The 26,052-nt window shown below is 33.0% G+C and carries 24 protein-coding genes and 1 pseudogene; 8 read left to right on the top strand and 17 right to left on the bottom strand.

What is annotated here, in order from left to right; all coding sequences use genetic code 11:
* Positions 1-34 precede the first annotated feature (34 nt).
* On the top strand, positions 35-406 hold the full coding sequence (locus EAG11_RS15890; protein WP_039116310.1) for a BlaI/MecI/CopY family transcriptional regulator: 372 nt from the start codon (positions 35-37) through the stop codon (positions 404-406).
* Positions 403-1,632 (top strand): M56 family metallopeptidase, encoded by a 1,230-nt coding sequence (locus EAG11_RS15895; protein WP_230727673.1) that lies wholly within the window; start codon positions 403-405, stop codon positions 1,630-1,632. Before EAG11_RS15890 ends, EAG11_RS15895 begins: the two co-directional genes overlap by 4 nt.
* A gap of 158 nt (positions 1,633-1,790) precedes the next feature.
* Here EAG11_RS15895 and EAG11_RS15900 read toward each other — a convergent pair whose 3' ends face one another.
* Positions 1,791-3,161, bottom strand: coding sequence for a saccharopine dehydrogenase family protein (locus EAG11_RS15900; RefSeq protein ID WP_129540015.1), 1,371 nt, complete (start codon positions 3,159-3,161; stop codon positions 1,791-1,793).
* A gap of 208 nt (positions 3,162-3,369) precedes the next feature.
* Between EAG11_RS15900 and EAG11_RS15905 the strand changes: the two genes are divergently transcribed.
* Positions 3,370-3,756 (top strand): DUF423 domain-containing protein, encoded by a 387-nt coding sequence (locus tag EAG11_RS15905; RefSeq protein WP_129540016.1) that lies wholly within the window; start codon positions 3,370-3,372, stop codon positions 3,754-3,756.
* An 82-nt stretch (positions 3,757-3,838) separates the two neighbouring features.
* A pseudogene (gene pckA / locus EAG11_RS15910) lies at positions 3,839-5,439 on the top strand (phosphoenolpyruvate carboxykinase (ATP)).
* Between the two features lie 205 nt (positions 5,440-5,644).
* Here pckA and EAG11_RS15915 read toward each other — a convergent pair.
* Both EAG11_RS15915 and EAG11_RS15920 read right to left on the bottom strand, forming a co-directional pair.
* On the bottom strand, positions 5,645-6,703 hold the full coding sequence (locus EAG11_RS15915; protein WP_129540017.1) for a phytase: 1,059 nt from the start codon (positions 6,701-6,703) through the stop codon (positions 5,645-5,647).
* Positions 6,704-6,780: 77 nt separating this feature from the next.
* The gene (locus EAG11_RS15920; RefSeq protein WP_129540018.1) at positions 6,781-9,588 is read right to left on the bottom strand and encodes a TonB-dependent receptor; all 2,808 of its coding nucleotides are present in this window, start codon (positions 9,586-9,588) and stop codon (positions 6,781-6,783) included.
* 299 nt (positions 9,589-9,887) lie between these two features.
* On the opposite strand from EAG11_RS15920, the gene EAG11_RS15925 reads away from it, so the two are divergent.
* The gene (locus EAG11_RS15925; RefSeq protein ID WP_129540019.1) at positions 9,888-10,988 is read left to right on the top strand and encodes a DUF4407 domain-containing protein; all 1,101 of its coding nucleotides are present in this window, start codon (positions 9,888-9,890) and stop codon (positions 10,986-10,988) included.
* Between the two features lie 146 nt (positions 10,989-11,134).
* Here EAG11_RS15925 and EAG11_RS15930 read toward each other — a convergent pair whose 3' ends face one another.
* The 8 genes from EAG11_RS15930 to ruvC all read right to left on the bottom strand — a co-directional run bounded on the left by EAG11_RS15930 (position 11,135) and on the right by ruvC (position 16,917).
* A complete protein-coding gene (locus EAG11_RS15930) occupies positions 11,135-11,839 on the bottom strand; it encodes a PH domain-containing protein (RefSeq protein WP_129540020.1) in 705 nt (234 codons plus the stop codon).
* A 70-nt stretch (positions 11,840-11,909) separates the two neighbouring features.
* The gene (locus tag EAG11_RS15935; RefSeq protein ID WP_129540021.1) at positions 11,910-12,281 is read right to left on the bottom strand and encodes an MmcQ/YjbR family DNA-binding protein; all 372 of its coding nucleotides are present in this window, start codon (positions 12,279-12,281) and stop codon (positions 11,910-11,912) included.
* A gap of 8 nt (positions 12,282-12,289) precedes the next feature.
* On the bottom strand, positions 12,290-12,640 hold the full coding sequence (locus EAG11_RS15940) for a DUF4260 domain-containing protein (RefSeq protein ID WP_129540022.1): 351 nt from the start codon (positions 12,638-12,640) through the stop codon (positions 12,290-12,292).
* Complete coding sequence (locus tag EAG11_RS15945; protein ID WP_129540023.1) at positions 12,637-13,038, bottom strand: GNAT family N-acetyltransferase; 402 nt, start codon at positions 13,036-13,038, stop codon at positions 12,637-12,639. Before EAG11_RS15945 ends, EAG11_RS15940 begins: the two co-directional genes overlap by 4 nt.
* On the bottom strand, positions 13,035-13,820 hold the full coding sequence (locus tag EAG11_RS15950; RefSeq protein WP_129540024.1) for a cyclase family protein: 786 nt from the start codon (positions 13,818-13,820) through the stop codon (positions 13,035-13,037). Before EAG11_RS15950 ends, EAG11_RS15945 begins: the two co-directional genes overlap by 4 nt.
* 96 nt (positions 13,821-13,916) lie before the next feature.
* Entirely contained in the window at positions 13,917-14,894 is a 978-nt protein-coding gene (locus EAG11_RS15955; protein ID WP_242499180.1) for a D-2-hydroxyacid dehydrogenase family protein, read from the bottom strand.
* 172 nt (positions 14,895-15,066) lie between these two features.
* Complete coding sequence (hemW, locus tag EAG11_RS15960; protein WP_129540025.1) at positions 15,067-16,215, bottom strand: radical SAM family heme chaperone HemW; 1,149 nt, start codon at positions 16,213-16,215, stop codon at positions 15,067-15,069.
* A 147-nt stretch (positions 16,216-16,362) separates the two neighbouring features.
* On the bottom strand, positions 16,363-16,917 hold the full coding sequence (ruvC, locus tag EAG11_RS15965; protein WP_129540026.1) for a crossover junction endodeoxyribonuclease RuvC: 555 nt from the start codon (positions 16,915-16,917) through the stop codon (positions 16,363-16,365).
* 151 nt (positions 16,918-17,068) lie between these two features.
* On the opposite strand from ruvC, the gene EAG11_RS15970 reads away from it, so the two are divergent.
* Both EAG11_RS15970 and EAG11_RS15975 read left to right on the top strand, forming a co-directional pair.
* Positions 17,069-18,013 (top strand): lysylphosphatidylglycerol synthase domain-containing protein, encoded by a 945-nt coding sequence (locus EAG11_RS15970; protein ID WP_129540027.1) that lies wholly within the window; start codon positions 17,069-17,071, stop codon positions 18,011-18,013.
* Entirely contained in the window at positions 18,013-19,113 is a 1,101-nt protein-coding gene (locus tag EAG11_RS15975) for a glycosyltransferase (RefSeq protein ID WP_371414598.1), read from the top strand. Before EAG11_RS15970 ends, EAG11_RS15975 begins: the two co-directional genes overlap by 1 nt.
* 109 nt (positions 19,114-19,222) lie before the next feature.
* Here the strand turns inward: EAG11_RS15975 and EAG11_RS15980 are convergent, their stop codons facing one another.
* Both EAG11_RS15980 and EAG11_RS15985 read right to left on the bottom strand, forming a co-directional pair.
* Positions 19,223-19,699 carry a hypothetical protein gene (locus tag EAG11_RS15980; RefSeq protein ID WP_129540029.1) on the bottom strand — a complete coding sequence of 159 codons (477 nt, stop codon included), beginning with the start codon at positions 19,697-19,699 and terminating at the stop codon, positions 19,223-19,225.
* Between the two features lie 41 nt (positions 19,700-19,740).
* On the bottom strand, positions 19,741-20,124 hold the full coding sequence (locus tag EAG11_RS15985; RefSeq protein ID WP_129540030.1) for a hypothetical protein: 384 nt from the start codon (positions 20,122-20,124) through the stop codon (positions 19,741-19,743).
* A gap of 48 nt (positions 20,125-20,172) precedes the next feature.
* Between EAG11_RS15985 and EAG11_RS15990 the strand changes: the two genes are divergently transcribed.
* Entirely contained in the window at positions 20,173-20,673 is a 501-nt protein-coding gene (locus EAG11_RS15990) for a DUF456 domain-containing protein (RefSeq protein WP_129540031.1), read from the top strand.
* 2 nt (positions 20,674-20,675) lie between these two features.
* Here EAG11_RS15990 and EAG11_RS15995 read toward each other — a convergent pair whose 3' ends face one another.
* The 4 genes from EAG11_RS15995 to EAG11_RS16010 form a co-directional block, all read right to left on the bottom strand.
* Positions 20,676-22,265, bottom strand: a complete 1,590-nt coding sequence (locus EAG11_RS15995; RefSeq protein ID WP_129540032.1) for an MFS transporter — start codon at positions 22,263-22,265, stop codon at positions 20,676-20,678.
* 4 nt (positions 22,266-22,269) lie between these two features.
* Complete coding sequence (locus tag EAG11_RS16000; protein WP_129540033.1) at positions 22,270-23,322, bottom strand: HlyD family secretion protein; 1,053 nt, start codon at positions 23,320-23,322, stop codon at positions 22,270-22,272.
* A gap of 24 nt (positions 23,323-23,346) precedes the next feature.
* Complete coding sequence (locus tag EAG11_RS16005) at positions 23,347-24,696, bottom strand: TolC family protein (RefSeq protein ID WP_129540034.1); 1,350 nt, start codon at positions 24,694-24,696, stop codon at positions 23,347-23,349.
* 490 nt (positions 24,697-25,186) lie between these two features.
* The gene (locus EAG11_RS16010; RefSeq protein WP_129540035.1) at positions 25,187-25,927 is read right to left on the bottom strand and encodes an AraC family transcriptional regulator; all 741 of its coding nucleotides are present in this window, start codon (positions 25,925-25,927) and stop codon (positions 25,187-25,189) included.
* Between the last annotated feature and the right edge of the window lie 125 nt (positions 25,928-26,052).

The raw sequence follows: 26,052 nt of genomic DNA on the forward strand, positions 1-26,052 counted from the left end.
AATCCTTAAGAACAACATAATAAACAAAAACAAAATGCAACTAACCAACTCAGAAGAACAATTAATGCAACACCTTTGGCAACTAAAAAAGGCATTCATGAAGGATTTACTCGAAGCATATCCTGACCCAAAGCCAGCAACAACAACAGTTGCTACTTTGCTAAAGAGAATGATTGATAAAAAATTCGTTGCTTACAACGAATTTGGAAACTCAAGAGAATATTATCCATTAGTAAAAAAAACAGACTACTTTTCTAAACACGTAAACGGATTGATTAGTAATTTCTTCAACAATTCGGCATCACAATTTGCTTCATTCTTTACAACCGAAACCAACTTATCAACTTCGGAATTAGAAGAACTCAAAAAAATAATTGACTCACAAATTCAAAAAAAGAAAAAATGATAACGTACATCCTAAAATCGTCAGTACTGCTTCTTATCTTGTTTGTAGTATATAAATTATGGCTAGAGAACGAAAAAATGTTTCGTTTTAATCGCGTTTATTTATTAGGCAGTTTGCTGTTTAGCTTGATTATTCCGTTGCAGCTATTCTCCTTTGATACAAAAATAGCAAAGGCAATAAACAGCATCCAATTACCAGAAATGGTACTTAACAACAATTTACAAAACCCGAACACTTTTAACAATAATCAAACAATAATTTACGGAATATCAGGACTGTATCTTTTCATAGTTCTATTATTAACTATTCGTTTTGTATTGAATTTATACGCGTTTCACAAAAAAATAAAATACAACGAGTCGCTAATCATCAATAACCAAAAAGCAGTTTTGATACAGGAATCCATCTTACCACATTCGTTTTTAAATACCATTTTTATAAACGAAAATGACCTGAAAAACGATTTAATTGATCCGCAACTAATTACTCATGAGACGGCTCATATAGAACAAAAACATTCCTTCGACATCATCTTTATCGAGCTAATCCAAATTCTATTATGGTTTAATCCAATCATTTTACTTTACAAAAAAGCAATCAAATTAAACCATGAATTCCTAGCCGATGAAGCGGTAATAACTCAATTAGACTCTGTTTCTTATTACCAAAATTTATTACTAAAAATGGCTTCAAACCAAAGTCAGATTGCTCTTGCAAGTGCTATTAATTTTCAAATAACCAAAAAACGACTACTTATGATGACAAAACAAGAATCCCGATTAAGAATACTATTAAAAACGGCTGCAGTAGGCTTTGTATTCGCTATGTTATTTTTCGCTTTTAGCAATACTACAATTGCACAAGGAAACAACAGAAAAGCAGAAAATGAACCTCAAAAATTTCTTTCTAATTCAATTCAAGACACAACACAACCAGAATATCCGGGTGGAATAAACGAATTTTACAAATTCATTGGAAAGAATTTCAAAGTTCCAGAAGAGGTTACAAAAAACAAAATCAAAGGTAAAGTGTACATACAATTCTTTGTTGAAAGGGACGGCTCATTATCCGATTTTACAATCAAACAAGATTTAGGCTACGGCTTAGGCGATGAAGCTATTCGTGTAATAAAACTTTCTCCTAAATGGAAACCAGGTACAATAAATAACGAACCCGCAAAAGTAATGTACGATTTACCAATAACAGTTCAATCAGCACCAGAATAAATAAACTGATTTTAATTAGAGAATGATTCTAAAAAAAAACATAGCATTTCTCTATTGAAAACATAAAATAGTGAAAAATAAAAAAATCCGCTTCTGTTCTAGAAGCGGATCAAATAAAAAAAACTAAAAAAAATTCTAAAAAAAATTTTCAAAAAAGGTTAACTAAGAAGTTTATCAGGATTGTATCCAAAATAAGGCATTGCCTGCTCATGAAATACAACACCATATTCTTCTAATTCTTTTAAAATAGGCAAATACACTTCTTTATTTATCGGTAATTGAACCCCAGGAGTTGTAATCTTGCCATTTAATATCAATAAGGTAGCCATAGCAACAGGCAATCCTACCGTTTTAGCCATTGCCGTATAGGTTTGATCATCACCAATACAAACCATTTTGGAATCTATTTGCGTGTCAACACCATTTAATACATATCCAAATTTGTGATACATTACAATCATATCTTTATCATGAGGTTGCAATGTCCAATTATCCGAAAGTATTTTTTCTAATATTTGAGCAGGAGTAGCCTCTTTTAATCCAACAAATTTATTAGGATTAAACAAGTCAAGCTCAACAAGCTTATCCCACATAATATCATCTTGATCTATTTTAAGAATCAAACGCATTTTTATCTCAACAGAATCTGTAGGATGATAAGGTAAAAAAGAATTCACAAACTGACGATAACTCATTGTCTCAGAATTCTCCATAACATAACTATCATCGGTCATTCCTAATTGCACAAACATATTCCATGCTTTAGAGAATCCAACACGTCTAATCGTTCCACGGTATAAAGTAAGAATATCTTCAAGACCGTAAATCGTTCTATATTTTAAGGAATCTCTATTAGAATATGCTTCAAATTTACCGTAGCCCTCTACTTCTAAAAATTCGGTTCTACGAAACAAATTACAATACGGAATGTATTTATACGTTCCTTCCTGAATAAATTTAGCGGCACCACCCTGCCCTGCCAAAACAACATTTCGGGGAGCCCAAGTAAATTTATAATTCCACAAGTTATTATCTGATTCAGGAGCTACAAGTCCGCCACAAAAAGATTCGAACAACAGCATATTACCACCTTTCTCTCTAATTTCATCAATTACTTTCATGGCACTCATATGATCAATACCAGGATCTAGTCCAATTTCATTCATAAAAATCAGATTATTGGCTTTTGCCTCCTTATCTAATTCCTGCATGGCGTCACTTATATATGATGCTGTAACCATATGTTTTTTATAAAGCAAACAATCTCTAGCAACTTCTATATGCAAATGAGCGGGCAACATCGATACAACAATGTTTGCTTGCTGTATAGCCAGTCTTCGCTGTTCTTTATCAAAAATATCTAGTGCAATAGGAGTAGCATTAGGATGACCATTCGTTTTCTTTTCGGCAAGTGCCAAAGACAAATCTCCTATAATAAGATGCAGGTTTTCTTTTTCGGACTTATCTAATAAATACCGTATTAATGACGATGCCGATCTACCTGCTCCAATGACCAAAACTACTCTCATATTTTACATATATAACACAAACATACAATATTGTTATATTCATAACAATAAAATAATGTTAAAATATTGAACTAAATATTATTTTAAACCAAAAATAAGCAGAATTTATCTTTTTAAAAACAACATAAATTTTTTCAAAAAGTTCTCTTAATTTTTTTCAAATTGAAAGTATTAAGCCTATTTTTGTAAAGACTAATCTATTTTTGTGATGAATAAAAAAATAATTGCAACGGCTGCTTTTTTAGGAATGATAGCTATCATTTTAGGAGCATTTGGAGCACATGCTCTAAAAAAAGTTTTATCTGTAGAGGAGTTAGTTACCTTTGAAACTGGGGTTCGCTACCAAATGTATCATGCCTTCTTTTTGTTTTTTGTAGCTACACGAAAAGAACTTTCTCAAAAAACGCTTAAAGTTATTTATAATCTGGCTGTGGCTGGAGTGTTATTATTTTCAGGTTCTATTTACCTACTAGCGACGAATAACCTTACATCTTTCGACTTTAAAATTATAGGATTCGTAACTCCAATAGGCGGACTCCTATTAATTCTTGCCTGGAGCGTTCTTTTTGTTAAAATTATTAAACAAAAGTCATAAAATTAGTTATATAAATCTATATCTAAAATATAATATCTAATTTTACAGTCTATAAAATAAAACACAACAACTTAAAAAATTTATGGACAATCAAACGTTATCTACGCAATCGATTTCGCTAAATGAGTTAGGGATTAAAAATGCAACAATACATTATCAGTTATCGGCTGACGAATTACACAACATCACGATACAGTCTGGTCAAGGTGTAGAGGACTCAACGGGTGCATTAGCAATTAATACTGGTACATTTACAGGACGTTCGCCTCAAGATCGTTTTATTGTAAAAGATAGTATTACTGAAGACCAAGTATGGTGGGGAAAAGTAAATATCCCTTTTGAACCAGCTGCCTTCGAAAAATTATATGACAAAGTCACTCAATACCTTTCTAACAAAGAAGTATTTGTTAGAGATTCATATGTTTGCTCTGATCCTAATTACAGATTAAATGTACGTGTTGTAACTGAAACAGCATGGTCTAATTTATTCTGCTACAATATGTTTCTGAGACCAGAAGCAAGTGAGCTAGCAAACTTTACTCCTGAATGGACAGTAATTTGTGCTCCAAGCTTCATGGCTGATCCAGCTGTAGACGGAACAAGACAAAGCAATTTTGCAATCTTAGATTTCACAAAAAAAATAGCTCTTATTGGCGGAACGGGTTATACTGGGGAGATGAAAAAAGGAATTTTTTCAGCTTTAAATTTCATCTTGCCTGTATTTAAAAACACATTACCAATGCATTGTAGTGCTAATGTTGGTAAAGATGGAGATACAGCTATTTTCTTTGGTTTATCAGGAACAGGAAAAACAACCTTATCTGCTGATCCAGACCGTAAATTAATCGGAGACGACGAACATGGCTGGACAAATGAAAATACGGTATTCAATTTTGAAGGTGGTTGTTACGCTAAAGTAATTAACCTAACTGAGGAAAACGAACCAGACATTTTTAGAGCTATTAAAAGAGGAGCCTTACTAGAAAATGTTGTTTTCAAACCAGGTACAAATGTGGTAGATTTTGATGATATCTCAATTACACCAAATACAAGAGTTAGTTACCCTATTACCCATATTGACAATATTCAACCAGGTTCAATAGGTAAAAACCCTAAAAATATTTTCTTCTTAACAGCAGATTCATTTGGTATTTTGCCTCCTATCTCGAGACTTACTCCAGGGCAAGCTGCTTACCATTTTATTTCTGGATATACTGCTAAAGTTGCTGGTACAGAAGCAGGTATAGACGAACCTCAACCAAACTTTTCAGCTTGTTTTGGAGCGCCATTTATGCCGTTACACCCAACACGTTATGCAGAAATGTTGAGTAAAAAATGAAAGATGCCAATGTAAAAGTTTGGCTTATTAATACAGGATGGACTGGTGGAGCATACGGAACAGGAACACGTATGAAACTAAAATATACTCGTGCTATGATTACTGCCGCTTTAAACGGAGAATTAGACAACGTAGCATACGAAAATCATGTTGTTTTTGGAATTGCAAAACCACAAACATGTCCTAATGTACCTAACGAAATCTTAAATCCTAGAAATACTTGGGCAGATCCAAAATTATACGATATTAAAGCAGTAGAATTAGCAGAGAAATTCAAAGCTAATTTTGCAAAATTTGAAGAGTTTGCTAATGCCGAGATTATGGCAGGAGCACCATTAGCATAATAAAAGTCTTACTTACTAATTCAAAAAAGAAAGAGCTGTTCAATTGAACAGCTCTTTTTGTATTTATACTCGGTTTTAATATCAGTTTTCAGTCGCAGTTTTTAGTATCAGTATACAGCCAGTCTTCACTCTCAGTGTACTCACTACTTTTAAACAGCAAGCTGTAACTTAAGTGTAACGGAAAACTGAAACTGCAACTAAATATTTATTTCTTCACTTGCTCATCAATACGTTTCTGCACAGAATCCCAGCTATAATAATGAAAAGTCATTCCGTTACTCATTGCCACAAAAAGACCATTTTTATAAGGGCCTTCTAAATTTACATTCGTCACATCGGCACCATCACACTCTATTGTCGAAGTAGGTATTTCAGCAAGCAAAGGATAACTATTTAAATCACCATTAGCTCCCTCACGTGGATAAACCATGAAAGTATTTGCTTGTTGGTTAGAAACCAAAATATATCCTGTTGTTGCCGTTTTTTTATAAATAGCAATTCCTTCATTGTCTGCTTTAAAATCACCTTTACCAAAAACAGCAAGTTCAACATCGCTATGATTACTCGCTGGATCGGCTACGTATTTTCTAATTCCAAATTGTTCATCGCAATAATAAACTACGCCTAGCTCATTATCTACAGCAATAGCTTCTATTTCTTTTTTACCACTATAAGAGCCGAATTTACGAACCACTTTCCCACCAACTACTCCGTTTCCTGCATCAGATAACTCATATTGCCACAAATAGCTCCCCGATGGTCCTGATTTTCTTCCTACAATAGCAAATATCGCATGATCACTAGGTCGGGTGTACAATGCAATTCCCATTGGATCACGTAACAACTCGCCATCAAATACAGAAATCCCTCCATTGTCTATAGGCTTTAAATCCGGTAAGCTAAAAACTCTGATTTTATTACTTTCTCTTTCGGTAGTAACTGCCACATCAACTTTTTTCCCATTAATAAGTAAACCATAAGCTATATCAACATTGTTTGGTCTTTTTAATGTTTCAGATTTAACTAAGATTTTACCATTTAAATCAAAAGCATACAATGCTCCATCGGTATCTTTATCTGTACCTACAATAATACTTTTTGATGGATCTGTAGGATGAATCCAAATTGACGGATCATCAGTATCATGCGGAAGTGGTTGTGTTACAACTATTGGTTTTAAGGCATCTTTACGAACAGGGGCTAAGTTGCTTCCACAAGAAATCAAAAAAGCACTCGCTATGAGTAGTATAAATTTATTTTTCATGTTATTGTTGTTTTTAAAAGAATTGACAGGAATGCATTATTCCTGTCAATCATCACTAAATTCATTGTAATTATATATTAAAAATCAAATTTCAATCCGAAATTGTAACGCGCTTGGTAATATTCTACCTGCTTAGTATGCGATTTTACACCTTGGTAATAACGTAACGGCTGATTAGTTAAGTTATTTGCTTCTGCAAAAACACGAATCTTTGGTGTAATTTTAAATGAAGCATTTGCATCTACAAAAAACTGCTTATCATAATAACTATCATTGTAATCATTTGATCCTAATTCATCTAAATAATCTGAAGTAAAGTTAGTCGAAACTCTTGCCGAAAAACGCTTATTCTCCCATGATAATGAACCATTAAACATATGTGGAGCTGTTCCCGGAAGACTTATATTACGTCTTTCATTTCCTTCGGCATCAGCAATACCTTTGGCAGTTGATTTTGTATAGGTATAATTTAAATAAATCCCAAATCCTTTCAAGAATGGACTTGTAAAGAAATCCAATTGGCGTTGCAATGCCACTTCAAATCCATAAACATCAACATTATCACCGTTTCTTTGTTGGATAAGTGTCCAATTATCAGTTGCAGGAATTGGGTTTTGTTGGTTAGGAAAGTCCGTTGCAAATTTTGCTGTCGTGTATTGATTATCACTATAGGTATAGATAAAATCATTTAAGTTTTTATAGAAAAACCCTCCTGAAATCAAACCAACTGATTTAAAATAATTCTCGGCCATGAAATCATAATTATATGAATAGGTCGCTTTAAGATCTGGATTACCTGCTAAGATTTGAGAATCGGTAGCAATATTATTAATATATGGAGCCAATGCATAATAATCAGGTCGTGCCAATGCTGTTGTCGCAGCAGCTCTTAACACCAAGTCTTTAGTAGCATTATATTTAAACGAAATTCCAGGCATTACGTTTGTGTATGAATTAGTCGTATTAATCTGTCCTTCTAATGCTTCTTCATCCAAAACACGATTCCCAGTATAATCAATATGCGTGTTCTCTACACGGAAACCTAAAATCATAGATAGTTTATCATTAAAATCCTGATCCCATCTTACGTAAGCCGCATAAATATTTTCTTTGGCTTTATAATTTACAGTCAAAAATTCAGCAGGATTAAGCTCTTTATTAAATAAAGCAGGGTTATTTAAATCTAAACCTCCTAAATAAGAACTGGAAACAAATGTACCTGGTACATACTTGCTACCCGCATTAAAATCGGCCCCATCATAATAGCTAGTTCCAACATCAGCAAGAGTTCCCATTCCACTTAATGGCTCATAAGAGTAAAAAATATTATCTCTCGATTTATCTTTCATACGTAATCTAAGTCCCGTTCTCAATCTTCCTTTTTCTGAAGGGATTATTGTAAAAGGGAATCGAATATTTACTTTAGCTCCAAATTCACTCTCTTTAGTTTCATTAGTGTTTTCGGTTGCTGAATCAAATTTAAATTTATTTAAAGCTTCTCCAGTTGTTGTAACCAAAGGAAATTCCATATCCGACAAATCCTGAGCTGTGTTCAATCCTTTCTGACGGTATTCAATATAACGCTCTTGCGGACGGTACTCTCTTGCACTAGAATAATTTGCAGACCAATCTAAATCTAAATTAGAATTTATCAAATGCTCTCCACGTAATGCATAATTCTGTACACGTTGATCTTCAAGTCTTCGGTTTTTATTACGATTATCGTCAACTCCTCCTTTTGTCTGGCGCTTTACTCTTCCTGTAAAACCCGAAATTTCTTCGCCATTGTAAATAGGTTTTATATCGTCATAAGTAGTTCGATAGCGATTTTCTCTATCATCTCTCCAATTGTAAATTGCATTAGCAAAAATAGCATTGTTGTCATCAAATTTATAATCTAAGGCAATAGCTCCACTTCTGCGAATACGTTGCACATCATATTTTCTAATTTCGGATTTGCTTAAATACTCATTTCCAAATTTGTCTTTCGTCCAAACAGCCTCCATGTTATCGGAGCCGTAATCTACATTATTATAAGAACCACTTACCACAGCACCAAGTTTATCATCAAGAAAACGGTTACCATATACTAATCCTGCTGTATAAATAGCTTTATCCCTAATTGGTGCATAACCACCCGCAACTGTTGCTGAGATTCTTTCGCCATTTGGTGTTGCTCTAGTGATCAAATTGACTGAACCTCCAATAGCATCGGCATCCATATCAGGAGTAAGCGTTTTGTTTACTTCAATTGTCGAGATCATGTCTGATGGAATAAGATCCATTTGTACATTTCTATTATCACCTTCGGCTGATGGAATACGATCTCCATTTAAAGTTACTGAGTTTAATGAAGGAGCCAAACCTCTAATAATTATATTCCTAGCTTCGCCTTGGTCGTTCTGCATGGTAATTCCAGGCACACGTTTTAAGGCATCACCAACATTTGCATCTGGGAAACGCCCCATTTGGTCAGCCGAAATAACATTACCGATGTTCTTATTCGTTTTTTGTTGGTTTAACGCTTTTGCTTGCCCTTTTAAGATATCTCCAACAACAACTTCATTCAATTCTGTTCCTGACGATTTAAGCGCAAAATCTATCACTGCATTCTTACCATCAGCAACAACGACATCTTGGATATTCTCTGTATATCCCATATATTTAACTCTAACTTGATAAGATCCTGACATTACATTCAGCAATTCATATCTTCCGTTGTAATCAGAAACAGTGTACTTATTCTGACCAACAATTTCAATCATTGCTCCTGGCAAAGGCAATTTATCATCTGCATCTAACACTTTTCCAGAAACAATTCCTTTTTGGGCATAACCAACTAAGGTTATTAAAAATAGAACTAATACTAAACAATTTTTTTTCATCTTGGTTTTGGTTGTTTTACTACGGTGCTAAACTAGTTTCTGCATATTAACTCTACCACCTAAAAAATTTAACATAACGTTATGCTTCTACTTTTTAAACTAGATTTTTTCACTTTAAAATAATACCAACCCTCAAAAAGATTGAGTAAAATTAACATTACTCCTATTTAAAAATGCTATAAAAGAGCTATTGTAAACACCAAAAACAATACTCTAATCAAAAACATATCAACTATTTATCTCTTTATTAATTTTTTGGCGTTAAATTTGCCTTATCAATCAATCAAAAACAATCAATCATGTTGAAACAATTTTTTATCCTTTGCTCTGGAGCAGATAAAAATCTCCTCGAGGACTGTTCAGAAAGTGAACAAACCAAGTATGTCGGTATTGGAGCTACCGTTTTTTTTACTGCAGTAATGGCATTTATCGCTAGTGCTTATGCCCTATTTACTGTTTTCGACTCTGTATATCCAGCAATGCTTTTCGGATTTGTTTGGAGTTTACTTATTTTTAATCTTGACCGTTTTATTGTATCTACAATAAAAAAAAGAGACCGTGTTTGGGATGAATTCCTTCAAGCAACACCCCGAATTATTCTGGCAGTTATTATAGCAATAGTAATTTCAAAACCTTTAGAAATCAAAATTTTTGAAAAGGAGATCAACACCGTTTTATTAAAAGAGAAAAATGCAATGGCTCTTGCCAATAAAAAAGAAGTTGGTAATTATTATAAATCCGATTTAGATAAGAACAAAGCTGAAATCGCTGGATTAAAATCGGATATCCTTAACAAAGAGAAAGAAGTAAACGCATTATATTCCACTTACATTACCGAAGCCGAAGGAACAGCTGGTTCAAAACGTTTAGGTAAAGGTCCCGTTTATAAAGAGAAACGTGACAAACATGATACTGCATTAAAGGAATATGCAACTTTGAAAGCTCAGAATGAGGTAAAAATAGCCGAAAAAGAAAAAGCTGCGCTGGTACTGCAAGCTGATGTAGACAAAAAAGTATCAGAAACTCAGCCTATCATTGATGGTTTTGATGGTTTAATGGCACGAATAAATGCTCTGAACAAGCTTCCTTGGGTTCCTTCTTTCTTTATTATGCTATTGTTTCTAGCAATCGAAACATCACCGATTATAGCCAAATTATTAGCTCCAAGAGGAGAATATGATTTTAAGCAAGAAGAACTTGAAACGGCATTAAAAGCTACTCTGGAGCAAAACAAATACCAACGTAGTTTATTAGTAAAAACTAGTGCTGCAATGCATGATAAAGTTTATGCCGATATTGCCGAAGATAAAGACATCTACAACTTACAGCGACAAAAAGCAAAAGAATTACTCGAATTACAAGCGCATCGCTTTGTAGAAAAACAGAAAGCGACTCTATAAGTCTTAAAGTTTAAAAGTCGAAGGTCTTAAAGTGACCAATATTATTTAAAAGAAAAAGTCGAAAATAGAAACTTTACTATTTTCGACTTTTTTATTTATAACCTAAATGGCTTTAAGACTTTTGACTTTAGGACATTCAGACTTACTTACATATAACTCAAGATCTCTTTTTTGAATGCATCATACTCTCCTTGCATAATCAATCCGTTGTCTAATAACTTCTTGTAATTCTGTAATTTTTCAAAAAGCTCATCTTGAGACATATCACTTAATCTTCTTTCGCCTGCTACAAATGAAGTTTCGTGAATTGGTTCGTTATAAACTGGTGTCGCTGGTATAATTTCAGCATAGTTTGTAACTTCTTCTGTTTCGATTTCTTCTACTTCTTCCTCTTCTATTGCCTCAACTTCTTCAGGCTCTGTAACCTCAGCAACTGGAGCAGTTGCAAGAATTGGATTTTTAAGTATATCTAGCTGTTCTTTTGCGTAAGTAAAAATTTTTCTTGCTTGAATTTTAGGAATATAATCTATAGAAAACTGAATATCAGTTTTGGTAGAAAAAGAAAACTCTGACCCCAGAATGTTTTCTTTTACAAATGTACCAACGATATCATCCCAAGTATAATCAGTAAAATCCATCGAAAGACCTAAGTTTTTAGGCTTACATATTATAATTCTTTTGTTTGTTACAACAATACTATCAGGAAAAACAGTGATTGCCGGTTTTTTCTGAACTGCAATATATCCAATCTCTTCACCTCTCATCAATAAATCATTGAGCTTAGAAGTAATTTTTTCAATCGCTTTTGGGTCTTGTTCTTCGTTTAAAAACTTTTTAAATTGTTCTTTCATATTTTATAAGTTGCTAAGTTACAAAGTAACTGAGTTGCTAGTTTTTTGTCTTACGTTACAAATGTAATGCCTAATTTTTTAATTCAATAATTTCATTCTGAATTTTCTTCGTCAAACTTTTGAAAACCAAATCATACGAATGATCTATCAGTTCTTTTATAAAAGCAGTAGGCAAATCTCCATTCATCGTAATAGTATTCCAATGTACTTTACTCATATGATACCCCGGCTTTATATCATCGTATTCGGCACGTAATTCCTGAGCACGCTCTGGATCACATTTTAAATTTACCGAAGGAATCTCTTTTTCCCATTGGGTTAAAGATGATAATGCAAACATTTTTCCACCAACTTTAAACACCAATGTTTCTTCATCAAAAGGAAAATGTTCTGTGGCTCCTTTTTTAGAAAGACAATATTCATAATACGTTTCTAAATTCATATCATTTCTTATTTACCAATTTCACCTAAATGTGTGTACTTAAAACCTGTTTCATACTTTAATCCATAACCAAAAATTCGGTCCATAGAAGCATGAGAAAATAAAATAACTCCAACAAGTTGTAGTGCTTCTAACTTTAAATAGCAACCTAAAATATAAACAAAAACAGCAATTCCTCTATGATGAAATACATTATATAAAAAAGCACCAACTTTAGCATTAATTGCATAACCAAGCATGGAGAAATCGGGTGCTAATATCCAAACCAGAAACCACCACCACTGATAATCTAATTGACCAAACAAATATATTCCGAGAACAAATAGACCTAACTCTTCTAGTTTTATAACTGTTTTCATAATACTACTTTTTCCATCATTTTCTCTGGGCTTTTTAATGCAGTAAATCCAAACTTGTTATATAAGAAATGAGCATCTGTAGTTGCTAATCTCCATATTTTAACATCTTTTAATGCTGGCTCATTTATCATTCTTTCAATTAGAATTGACGAATAACCTTTACCCCGATGTTCTTCGGTAATAAAAACATCCATTACATAAGCAAAAACCACATAATCGGTAATTACGCGGGCAAAGCCAATTTGTTTATTATCCAGAAAAATTCCAAAACAAAACGAATGATCAATCGTAATCTGAACTTCATCCATGGTACGGCCTGCAGCCCAATAAATATCTTTTAAGAAATGCTGAATAAACGGAACATCTAATTTATTCTTATCAGTGCTGACTGTAATCATATTTTATACAAAATTGGTTTGCTTGGGCTTGCGTCATTTTCAAACGAAGCTATCTGCAAATTCAGTATATACCTCCCATCTTTTATTTCGTCATCAACATAAATCATTTCGGTAATTGTAGCATTTAATCTTGCATCAGCATTAAGCTTATTTACATCTTTTACATTCCAAAACCCTTTATGTGCCAAAAGTTTTCCTTCATCATGCTCTTTATCTACACTTGGTAAATCAATTAGTAAATGCTGAATTCCGCTTTCGCGAATAAAGATCGCAGCCTCTTCCGACAAATAAGGCGGATTTGTATTTGAATATTTTGCTGCTTTTTTAGTTTTTTGATTTGGAAACGTTCTGATTATTATTGCTTCGATTGTCACACCGAGCGGATCCCGATAGCTATCGGGAGATGTGCTCATGGCTTTTCGAACTTGCTCTTTAGTAATAACAAGATCTTCGCCTTGAGGTTCTGGTTCAATCGAAATCAATTCCGCCAAAAAGAAAAATGTTTTTAGAGAATCATTAATGCTATAAAATTCTCGTGTAATATGCCCCAAGCATTCGGTGTGTGTACCATGCCCATGCGGATTAAAGAAAATATTATTAAAGTTGGTAGATGATTTCCCTTCTGAAACTTTTCCTATCCAATCACCAAAAACCACGGGTTCGATTACTGGCTTTTCGATATACCAAGCAATTGGGTTTTCATCTGTATTTGTAAGCGGAATCGAAATATCGATAGGTTTTGATAAGTCGATTTCGAATTCATTATTAATTTTTGCTTTCATATTCTTAAGCATATGTTTTTTTAACCGCACAGAGCGCAAAGATCTACGCTATGAACGCAAAGAAAATAAACCTAGCGAACTTTGCAGTTGAACTTATCATTCAAATTTAATCAATGCTTCGGGATTTGCAATATTTGTTGGATTACTATTGATATAATTAATTACATTCTCAAAAGCTTTCTCAAAATAGAGTTCGTAGCTATTTTTCTCAACATAACCTATGTGAGGTGTACAAACAACATTTGGCATATTTAGCAATTCAAAATCTACATCATAAATAGGCTCTTCTTCGTAAACATCTATTCCTGCAAATCCAGGTTTTCCTTTTTTAAGTGACTTTAATAAGGCTCCTTTTTCTATTAATTCGGCTCTTGCAGTATTTATTAAAGCTGCGTTTGGTTTCATCAAATCTAAATCGGCTTCTTTTACAATCCCGAAGGTACTTTCATTAAGTCTAAGATGTAATGTGATAATATCACTTTGGGAGAAGAATTCTTCTTTAGAATCTGCTTTCTGATATCCATCAGCAACAGCCTGATTTCTTGAATTTTCACTTCCCCAAACTAAAACCGTTGCTCCAAATACATTTGCATATTTAGCTATTTGTTGGCCTATTTTTCCATACCCCCAAATACCTATTGTTTTGCCTCGAATAGTAGAACCAATATTAGTTTGCCATTTTCCTTCTTTCATTGCCTGAATAGCTTGAGGAATCTGACGAACTGTATTCATGATTAATGCCCACGCAAGTTCAGATGGAGCTACAGGCGAACCAATTCCCTCAGCAACAGCAACGTTATATTTTGTACAAGCAGCAATATCAAGGTGATTGGATTTTTTTCCTGTTTGGCTAATCAATTTCAATTTAGGTAATCTGGAAAGCAGGTCGGCTGAAATTTCTGTTCTTTCCCTAATTAAAACAATAATTTCGGAGTCTTTTAATAACTCGGCTAACTTTAAATTGTCTTTCTCGGTATGATTCAGAATAGTAACATCCAATCCTTTCAACATTTTGAAAGATTCTAGTTTTGTAACCGCATTTTGGTAATCATCTAATATGGTAATTCTCATCATCTTATTATTTTACCGCAAGGTTCGCAAAGATTTTAATTTGTGCTAATTCGTGGCTGACTTTTTTAAATCCATTTAATCCTTTATCCCGATAGCTATCGGGAGTGGCTAAAAAAAAAATATTCTTATAACAAAGTTAACCTTTGCGAACCTTGCGGTTATCCCCCTCTTAATCTTAATTTAAATAAAATAAATCTGACGCAATCCCATCAGTCAGGAATTTTCCTTTTGCGGTTGGTCTTAAAATATTATTCTCGATATAAACCAATTCATCATTTAGAAACTTTTCTGCTTGTTTTTTTAGATAAACTAGATAATCTGTTCCAAATTCTTTCTCGATTCTATCTAATGAAACTCCCCAAATGGTTCGCAATCCAGTCATAATATATTCGTTATAACGGTCTGAAACCGAAAGAACTTCTACTTCATTTGGCAATTTATTATCCTGAATTGATTTAAGATAAAGAGAATTATTCGAGATATTCCAACTTCTGGAAACACCATCATAACTATGTGCCGAAGGCCCGACTCCAATATATTTTCTCCCCAACCAATATGCCGAATTATTTTTAGAAAAATAATTCTCTTTTCCGAAATTTGATAATTCGTAATGAATAAAACCGTTTGCTTCAAGGGTTTCTACCAAAATCATAAAATGAGCCGACGCCACTTCATCATTTGGTTTAGCAACTTTTCCTGTTTGTATTAATTTACTCAAAGCAGTTTTGGGTTCTACCGTCAATGCATAACTCGAAATATGTGGGATTCCGAAACTCAATGCTGTTTCTATATTATGTTTCCATTTTTCGTTGCTCATTCCTGGAACTCCGTATATCAAATCCAAAGAAATATTATCGAAGTATTTAGTTGCTTCTTCCAGACATTTCTTGGCTTCCTCTGAATTATGAGCACGATTCATCATCTTTAAATCATCTTCAAAAAAAGACTGAATTCCAATACTCAAGCGATTTATCGGACTTTTTGATAACTCAAAAATTCGTTCTGCAGATAAATCATCTGGGTTTGCTTCGAGTGTAATTTCAGGATTATCTACAACTTTATAATTCTTATAAACTTCAGAAATTAAAAAGTTAATTTCATCATTTGTCAATACCGAAGGAGTTCCGCCACCAAAATAAATGGTTTCAATTTGATTGTCAATTCGAGTTGAATCGGGAAATTCAAGCTCGTTTTTCCGCATAGCAATTTCTTTGGCAATAGCCAAAACCATATCTTCTTTCTTCTTCATTGAAGTCGAAAAATGAAAATCGCAATAATTACAAGCCTGCTTGCAGAACGGTATGTGAATATATATTCCTGACATAATTTTTAATTAGAGAATTTGTCAATTAGATAATGAGATAATTCTTGTTTATGAGAGCATTTTAATTTCATAAATAACATACTGATTTAAATTATTTTAAAATCGATACATTACCTAATTATCTAATTGACTCATCTTCTAATTAGCTCATTTCTTAACTCGTTCCTCATTTTGTTTTACAAATGCATCCCAACCTGTGTAACTCTTTGTTCCGATTACTTTTCCTGAGTTGAAAAAATGACAAACGGCAGCTGCCAAACCATCGGTACTATCTAAGTTTTTAGGTAATTCTTTTAATCCTAAAAGCTGTTGAAGCATTTTGGCAACTTGTTCTTTACTAGCATTTCCGTTTCCGGTAATTGCCATTTTTATTTTTTTAGGCTCATATTCTGTTATCGGAATATCTCTCGAAAGTCCTGCTGCCATTGCAACTCCTTGAGCTCTTCCTAACTTAAGCATCGATTGAACGTTTTTACCAAAGAAAGGTGCTTCAATTGCAATTTCATCCGGATTATGCGTTTCGATTAATTCGATGGTACGTTCAAAAATGATTTTTAGTTTCTGATAATGATTGTCATATTTGGACAATTGCAATTCGTTGAGTTGCAAAAATTCCATTTTTTTATTGACAATTTTTATCAATCCAAAACCCATAATAGTTGTTCCTGGGTCGATTCCTAATATGATGCGTTCTTTTGTCATTATTTTTTGTTGCGCTAAGTTTCACAAACTTGACTCAGAGAGCCACTAAGAATTATTTATCCTCATTTAAATCTTTGCGTTTCTTCGTGATTTTCTTTGTGAGTCTTTGCGAAATAGCTTTTTTACAATAGTTTTTCCTTTACTTTGCAGCATGATTTCAATTCCTCACAAAGCTAAACAATTCCTTGTTCTTGTAGTCAAACTTTTGATTGTAGGTGGCGCATTTTACTTTATTTATAATCAACTGGCGCAAAATGACAAACTCGACTGGCAAAAGTTTATCGTTTTGTTCAAAAAGAACCAATCGGTTTGGGGGATTGCATTCATTTTATTGTTCAGCGTTTTAAATCGGTATTTCGAAATCTTAAAATGGCAAAATCTTGCTCAGGTTATCCATAAAATATCAGTTTCTGAAGCTACAAAACAAGTTCTTGGCGCTCTAACGGCTGGACTTTTTACACCAAACGGTATTGGAGAATATGCTGGAAAAGCATTGTTTTTTGATAAAAAAGACACTAAAAAAGTGGTGTTTTTAAACCTAATCTGCAACGGAATACAAATGGTACTAACTGTTATATTTGGCATTTTTGGTTTGATGTATTTTAACTCTAAGTACAATGTAATTACGCCAACAACGGTTCTATTACTTTTTGGAGCTCTTATAGTTTTATTTCTAGTGGTTTTTGTATTAAAGAAAATCACTATCAAAGGATATTCTATCGAGAAACTAATTCATAAGATTAACGAAATTCCAAAATCAATTCATCAGAAAAACATCCTTTTAGGAATTTACCGTTACCTTGTTTTTTCACATCAATATTATTTTCTTTTTCTCGCTTTTGATGTCGACTTGCCTTACATCACACTAATAGCAACAATCTCTTCAGTTTATTTCTTAGCTTCGTCTTTACCTACTTTTCAATTTTTAGATTTTGCTGTAAAAGGAAGTGTCGCCGTTTATTTCTTTGGAATTCTTGGGGTAAACGAATGGATTGTGATTTTTATATCTACTCTGATGTGGTTCTTAAATGTAGTTTTACCTGTGGTTATTGGAAGTTATTATGTTTTAAATTTTAAAGCCAAAACTGCTAAATAATGACAATTCTATATGCGATCATATTTCTCTATTGTCTTGTTATTGCTTCGCTTAGTTATGGTTTCACCAAAATTAAAAAATATCAATCTAGCGAATTACCTCCTAAAACACGTTTTACGATTGTAGTTCCTTTTAGAAACGAAGTAGAAAATCTACCCATTCTATTAAAGAGTATTTCAGCATTAAATTACCCAATAGAATTCTTCGAAGTAATTTTAGTTGATGATGATTCTGAAGAATCGTTTTGTATTCTTTCTCAGAAATTTAATATTCAAATCATGAAAAACATTCGTGTTTCGAATTCTCCTAAAAAAGATGCGATCACAACAGCAATGCAACATGCCACGAATGAATGGATTATTACAACCGATGCTGATTGTATTGTTCCTAAAAACTGGTTACAAACTCTAGATAATTACATTCAGCTTCATGATGTTTCGATGATTGCTGGAGCAGTGACATATGAATGCGATAAATCTTTTTTGCATCATTTTCAGCAATTGGATTTAACGAGCTTACAAGGCGCAACAATTGGAAGCTTTGGTCTAAATAACGGTTTTATGTGCAATGGTGCTAATTTTGCCTACACCAAATCATTATTTCAAAAACTAAATGGATTTGATGGAAATAATAAAATTGCCAGCGGAGATGATGTTTTTTTATTACAAAAAGCAATTGCATCATTTCCTAAGCAGGTACATTATTTAAAATCAGAGACTAATATCATAATTACAAAACCTACTTCTGATTGGAGAAGCTTATTTCATCAACGAATTCGTTGGGCGGCTAAAACTGGTTCCTATCAAAGTATGTTTGGAAAATCATTAGGCATTATTGTTTTCTTTGCTAATTTGAGTTTGGTCATAACCTGGATTTCATTCTTGACTTTACAGATAAACTACACTAATCTATTAAGCATTCTAATCCTGAAATTTATTCTGGACTCAGTATTACTTTACCAAACCAATTCTTTTTTGACTAATAAGCAAATGCGGCATTTTATTCTATCAAACTTATGGTATCCTTTTTTTAGTACTAGTGTCGCCATATATAGCCTATTAGGAAGTTATAAATGGAAAGGAAGACAATTCTCTAAATAATATTCTGATGAAAATGACTCTAGCCTTGATGGTAGTGGCATCCTTTTTATGGCTTTTTTTGCCATAATAAAGATATAGCGGACAGCAGGAATAGCTTCAAAAATTAATACTATTCTACTTTTAGAATTACTGGTAATATAAATTGAGTTTTTACAGGAATTCCGCGTTTAATGGCTGGATTAACTTTAGGAAAATCAACTAAACGTGCACGCAAAATACTATCGATCTTTACGGTATCGTAAGCCACTGAATCTTTTGGAAATTGTGGTTCGAATTTCATTGTAGCATTTGGGAAAATTGTCACTTTTACTTCAATAGTGTCCAGTTCCGGATAAAGAATTGCAAGTGTATCGCTGCTTAGTTTTTGTTGAATGAGCTGTGTCATTATCTCGAAAAAACACTGCTGGCGCTGCTTTTTATTTTCAATTTTCTCACACTCAACCACCGATGGAAACTCATCGACTTCTTTCCAATTAATTGACTTTAGTTCTTTTTGCAATAATTCTTTTTCAGAAGGCACCTGCTTCTCAAAGTATTGACAAGAGTTAAACAAAAATATTACTAATAAAAAAGAAAATTGCTTCAAGGGTTTTATTTTGAATTGAACTATAATTTATAAAAATACAACTATTTTTTTTGAGAAGCTTTGAATAACAAATAATCCTCATAACTTTCTGAAAGCCATTGTTCTTTGTTTTTTGCTGCTACTTCTTTTTGAGCAGGATACAGACTTGATAATCGGTCTGAAAAAGTGGCAATCTGAACTGTATAATTATAAAACTGTGTTTTAGTTAAAATAACATCAGGGTTGCTTTTATCTTTAAAGAAATCAAAAAAAAGTGCATCAAAATCCTTCATTGAAAAATTTAATACTTTTTTCTTATTACTTTTATAAATGCTATCCTGTAGTAGTCGATCGTCTATTGAAAGTTTTTTAGTTTGCGCATATGTAGTTGTATTGATTAAAAAAATCAAGAAACAAAACAACATTAATTGCAAAATTCTAGGCATAGATGAATTTACTAAAAGCTTGTATGCGCAAAATTACAAAAAAATTATATGGATTCACTATTATTGTTACTCGGTTTTATATGTATGATTATTGGTATTTTAGGCAGTTTTCTACCTGTTTTGCCTGGAATAAGTTTAAGTTGGCTAGGCTTATTGTTGCTGTATTTAACAAAAGCTGTCCCGATGAATTATTGGGTTTTAGGAATTACGCTGACAATCACAATTATCATTTCTATTTTGAATTACATCATACCTGCCAAAGGTACCAAGAGATTTGGAGGAAGCTCTTACGGTATTTGGGGAACTAATATTGGTTTAGTTGTAGGGATCTTTGCCCCGATTCCTTTTGGATTCATTATCGGCCCATTTTTAGGTGCCTTTATTGGAGAATTACTATACGATTACAAAGATCATAATCGCGCCTTAAAAGCAGCTACGGGTTCATTTATTGGCTTCTTAGCTTCGAGTTTTATAAACTTTATGCTTTGTATTATATTCTTTGGTTTGTTCCTTACAGTTGTATGGCAAAATCGTGTTGGATTATTTTAAATTTAAAAACTATTCCAAACCCTATTTTTAAACACATCAAATGTTTGTTTTAGATGCTGATTAATCCCTAAAAGAATTACCACAATTAGCAACCCATACCCGACAAGAGTAAAAATCTCCATATTAGATAACAAAATAGATTGCTTGGTTACTGAACCTAAAATTTGTTTCATTGCCAAAAGATTAGCTTCATCAGGATTAAAACCTTTGCCAATAAAACCTTGAGCTGTTTGTGCAATTCGGCTTTGTGTTTCAGGATTTTCGGGTGCTATAAACTGAGTTAGCTTTGTAAAATGTGATTTCTGGAAAAACTTCTCCGCATTTTGCATGATACAAAAACCTATCGTGCTTCCCCAAAAACGGCCAGAAACTCCTATTGCTCCAGAATATGGCGCTAAGCCTGTAGGAACCGACGACATTGTAAACAAAACCAACGGTACAAATAAAACTCCAACTGCAACCCCCTGTAAAACATATGGAATTGCCATTGCTGATAAGGAGATATCAGGTACAAAAAGAAACGTAAACCACAAATGAAATACAGCTAGAATAAAGAATCCAAGCATAAAAATATATTTGGACGCGACAGTTTTTGCTAAAAAAACAGCAGCCAAGACCATTCCAATTATATTCCCTATCACATTTAGAAACTGAATATGCGCTACACGTGATGGCTCCCAATTCCAGACACTAAACATCGTGCTATGACAAATATTAAGTGTTGCTCTACCTATATAAAAAAGAAAAAACAAAAGAAAACCTATTCGTAGATTAGCATATCTAAAAACATTTAAATCAAAACAAGGTCGTTTTACATGCAACTGTCTAAAAATAAATAAGCCAGTCGAGATTAGTGATGCAATTAATGCAAATCGGATTTCGAAAGATTCAAACCAATATTTTTTCTCTGCATAGACAAAGAAATATGCTCCGCATAATATAGCTATCAGTAATAAAACAAAGCTCGTCCAGTCTATCTGATACAATGGAATTTTTCGATGAAGACGGCTATCATTAAAGGTTATCATTATCAGTAAAACACAAATAATCTGAAACAATGCTGAACCATACGCCATATATTTCCAATCGTAATTCTCCAAAAGCCAAACAGCAATATTCATTATAAAAGGCGACGACAACAACAATGCTCCATAATTGAATGTGAATCCAATTATAATTGCATTTTTAGATTTAAATCGGGTGATTAATAGTTGCCTCAACGGAACACCTGGTAATGCCATTAAGAAACCCTCTGCCATTCTTATCATAATAAACAACGAAAAGTTCTTGACATAAGCCGACAACATTATAGTAAAAGCAACCAAACAAAATACTGCAATTAAGTATTTTTTTGTTGGGAAAAATTTAGAGAATCGGCTCTCTATTAATATTGTAGCAAGCAAAGTTCCATAAGTTACACACATCGAAAATTGCAAATCCTCTGGCTCGATATCTAAAAAACTGGATGCATAAGTAACATTCGAAGAATAAACCCCCAACAAAATCATAGAATGTAACATGCAAAAAAACAAGATTACAATGATTGCCCAATTTGGAACCCATGACTTAAAAACGCTTGTATTATCTAACATTATGTTATTTGTGTTCTGCTACAACAGTTATATTCATTCCGGCACGAAGGAAGTCAGCTTGTTCACTTGTGTCTTTTAACTTTATTCTCACTGGGATTCTTTGCTCTATCTTTATAAAGTTTCCTGTGGCATTATCTGGAGGCAATAATGAAAATCGTGCACCACTTGCAGGCGATAGCGAAGATATTATCCCTACGAATTCTTTATCATTAAGCGCATCTGCATGAATTTCAACTTCCTGACCAATGGTTAAAAACTGCACTTGAGTTTCTTTAAAGTTTGCTGTAATCCATTTTTCTTTACTAACCATCGATAATAAAGTCTGCCCTTCTTTTATCATCTGCCCTGGCTGAATTGTTTTTTTAGCAACCCATCCATCATAAGGAGCAGTAATTACGGTGTACGAAAGAAACAAAGCCGCATTATCTGCCAAAGCTTGTTTAGACTGAATTACTGTTTGCGCAGTCGGAACATTTGCTGCAGCTTGAGATGTATTTAAAGTTGATGTTTCGATTCGGTTATTCATTTCTTGATAATGAGCCTGTGCCGATTCGTAATCTGCCTTCACTTTCTCTAGTTGTTGCTCTGTTGCAGCTTCTTCTTTTACTAAAGCTTTATATCGTTGGTATTCTAATTGTGTTTTCCAAAGATTTGTTTTTGCTGCAGCCAATTGAGACTTCCCAATTGTAGTTGCGCTTGCAGTTGTTGCCACATTTTTTTCGACAACAAGACTATTTTTTTTGGCACTTTCTACATCTGCCAAAGCCACATCTAATCTTGATTTATATTCACGATTATCAATAACCAACAGCGTATCTCCCTTATGAACAAATTGGTTTTCTTCATAACGAACCTCTTGAACATAACCCGTAATTCTAGACATAATAGGCGTAACATATTGCTCAACCTGAGCATCATTAGTTTCTTCGTGGTTTTTATTAAAAACATAAAACCAAATTCCCAAAACGATTCCGCTTAAAACCAGCACGCATGCAATAACAGTTATCAATGTATGAAACGACTTATTAGCTCTTGTTTCATTTTTAATCTTTACCATAAAATTTTATTCTCTTTTTAAAATTTAATTATTTAATAATCCTGCTGTATGAAGCAATTCATAATGTTTCATCTCGGCATCAATTCTGGTCGCGATTTTATTAAATTTTGCCTGCAACAAAGCATTGTCTGCATCAACCATTTCGGTTATTAAAACCAATTGATTCAGGTATTTTAACTTCACAATGCGATAATTCTCGGTCGCTAATTCTAATGCTTTATCGACAACTTTAATCTTCTCAGTAATTTCCTGATATTGAGTATGATTTCTAAATAATTCATCCTGAACTTTATTCTTTACAATTTCCGATTGCGTTTTCTGCCATTCCACCTTCGAATTTGCAATATGTACTTTGGTCTTATTTTTATACAATCCCGACAAACTGAATGTTGCTTCAATTCCTACCTGCCCTAAACTATACAAATATGGATTTGGTGGGAAAAACATATAATTAGGATATTTAAAATTATAATCTCCAAAAAAGTTTATTGTCGGATAGTAATTCCCTTTTGCTAATTTTAGTTCCGTCTTCTTGATTTCAATTTCTTGATGTGCAATTCGCATCTCTTCATTTTGAAGCGTATTGTTTAAATAGAAACTATAATTATCCAACTTGGCATTCTCATTTAAACTTGTAGTTGTATCAATAGTAATTTCTTGCTCTTCTGGCAACTGAAGAATTGTTTTTAACTCGTGAAGTGCAATTTTGATGTTTTTCGAATTTGTCAAAGCATTTAATTCACGATCCGAAAGCTGAAGTTCGGCTCTTAAGACTTCATTTTTTGTAATTGTCCCGTGGTTTTTCAAAGACTGAACTTCTTTTAGTCGACTTTGCTCCTCTTTAATATTCTCTTCTATAATTTTTTGAAGCTCCATCATTTTCTGAATCCCCAAATAAGTAGCAATTACTTCTAGCTGAATATCGCTTTCCGTTTTTTCGCTTTTTACCAAAGCTATTTTACTTTCCTGATTGGCAATTTCTATAGCATTGTTTATTTTATTCCCTGCATACAAAGGCACTTTAATAGTGGTACCCACATTATACATTTCAGGAATAGTATGCGTTACTTCTTTATCTTTTAAAAACCCACCTTTAAACTCTGTTAAGTTTGTAACACGAGAATAAGAAGTATTAAAATCTATTTCTGGCAAACGAAGTTCTTTGGTTTCTTTTATATTCTCTTTAGAAATATCTACCTCAATACGAGATTTAAGAATATTTTTGTTGTTTTCTTTTGCAATTTTTATTGCTTGTTGTAATGAAATCGGATTGCTCTCCTGCGCTTGTAGTGCAGTTACTCCTTGAAAAATAAGGATTAAAACCAAATTTTTAGAGAAATAACGTAATGTCGAAAACCTTTTTTTAAGGAACATGAATGTAGTGTGATTTATTCACTGCAAAGTTCTTTCATTTTATAATTGCCTGATAATTCTAAAAAGTCAATAACATATTCATTTCGGACAAATTTTAACAATTGAAAATCAGCTAAATCGAAGGAAATCGTTATAGTTAAGTGAATTAAACACATTGTAACAAAGAAAAATTTGATGAACTATCTAATGAAGATTATAAACAAAAAAGCTAATTCAGAGCAAAACCAGCATGCTTCCTATGTTATACTTCCCATTTTATAATTAATTAAAATTATGCTCTCGCAGATTCAGCAGATTCAGCAGATTTAGCAGATTTAGCAGATAAAAAAATGATAAATTATTTAGAAATATAAAATTCGCATTAAAAAGAACAAACAAAATCCTTTTATAGACTCAAAAAAAATCTGCCGAATCTGCTAAATCTGCGTGAAAACATTTTACTCGTACAGATTTCGTTGAAAAAATTAACATCAAATAAGTAAATTACCTTTTACAACTTCCCTTTTCTTAAAATGTTTTCTCCTTTAAGATAGTCTGAAGGTCGTTGTCCCAAAATTTTAAAAAATGTATTGCTAAATGTAGGCACACTTGTGTAGCCTACCTCTTCTGCGACTTCTTTTACTGATAATCTTCTATCGAGCAACAATTCAATTGCTTTCAATATTCTTCTAATAGTATAATATTGAATAAAAGACATTCCTAGATCTTTCTGAAACAAACGGTATAAAGATTTCTCACTATACCCAAATTGATGAGCTACCTCAGCAAATAGAATTGTCTCTCCTAGATTGTTTTCGATATACCGCAAAATTTTACCTAAACGAGGATCTTTTGGCAAAGGTAACTCTAAAGGCAAATTGGTTAAACAAATCTGAGGCAATATCGCTTTGATAGCTTTTGCAATTGCAAAATTTGGAGTTCCTTTTTTAAGATCACCATTCCACTGATTGGTAAAAAGCATCATTTGAAGCAATAAATTATTAACGGGATAGATACCTTCATTTTGATAGAAAGGGTCTTCTTCTTTTTCTACAGGAAAATAGAGGTTCCGCATCATCACATTTTCAGACTTTGGATGAATACTATGTTCAATTCCACTAGGAATCCATATAAAATGCCGTGCAGGTAAGAAATAAGTCTTAGTTTCTGTTGTTACAAAAACCACATCCCCTTCTGCATAAAGAAATTGCGCCTTAGTGTGTTTATGGGTAGGAACAAACAATTCCCCCATCAAATCATGATGACAGTAAATACTCTTTTTATCAGCATCAACTTTTTAATGTAATACTGATCTAATTTATGTTTTGACTGCTCCATTGAAGTAAGTGAATATCAGCGACTATATTGTGATATATA

Origin of the sequence: Flavobacterium sp. 140616W15, from assembly GCF_003668995.1 — a bacterium.
Taxonomy (GTDB): Bacteria; Bacteroidota; Bacteroidia; order Flavobacteriales; family Flavobacteriaceae; genus Flavobacterium.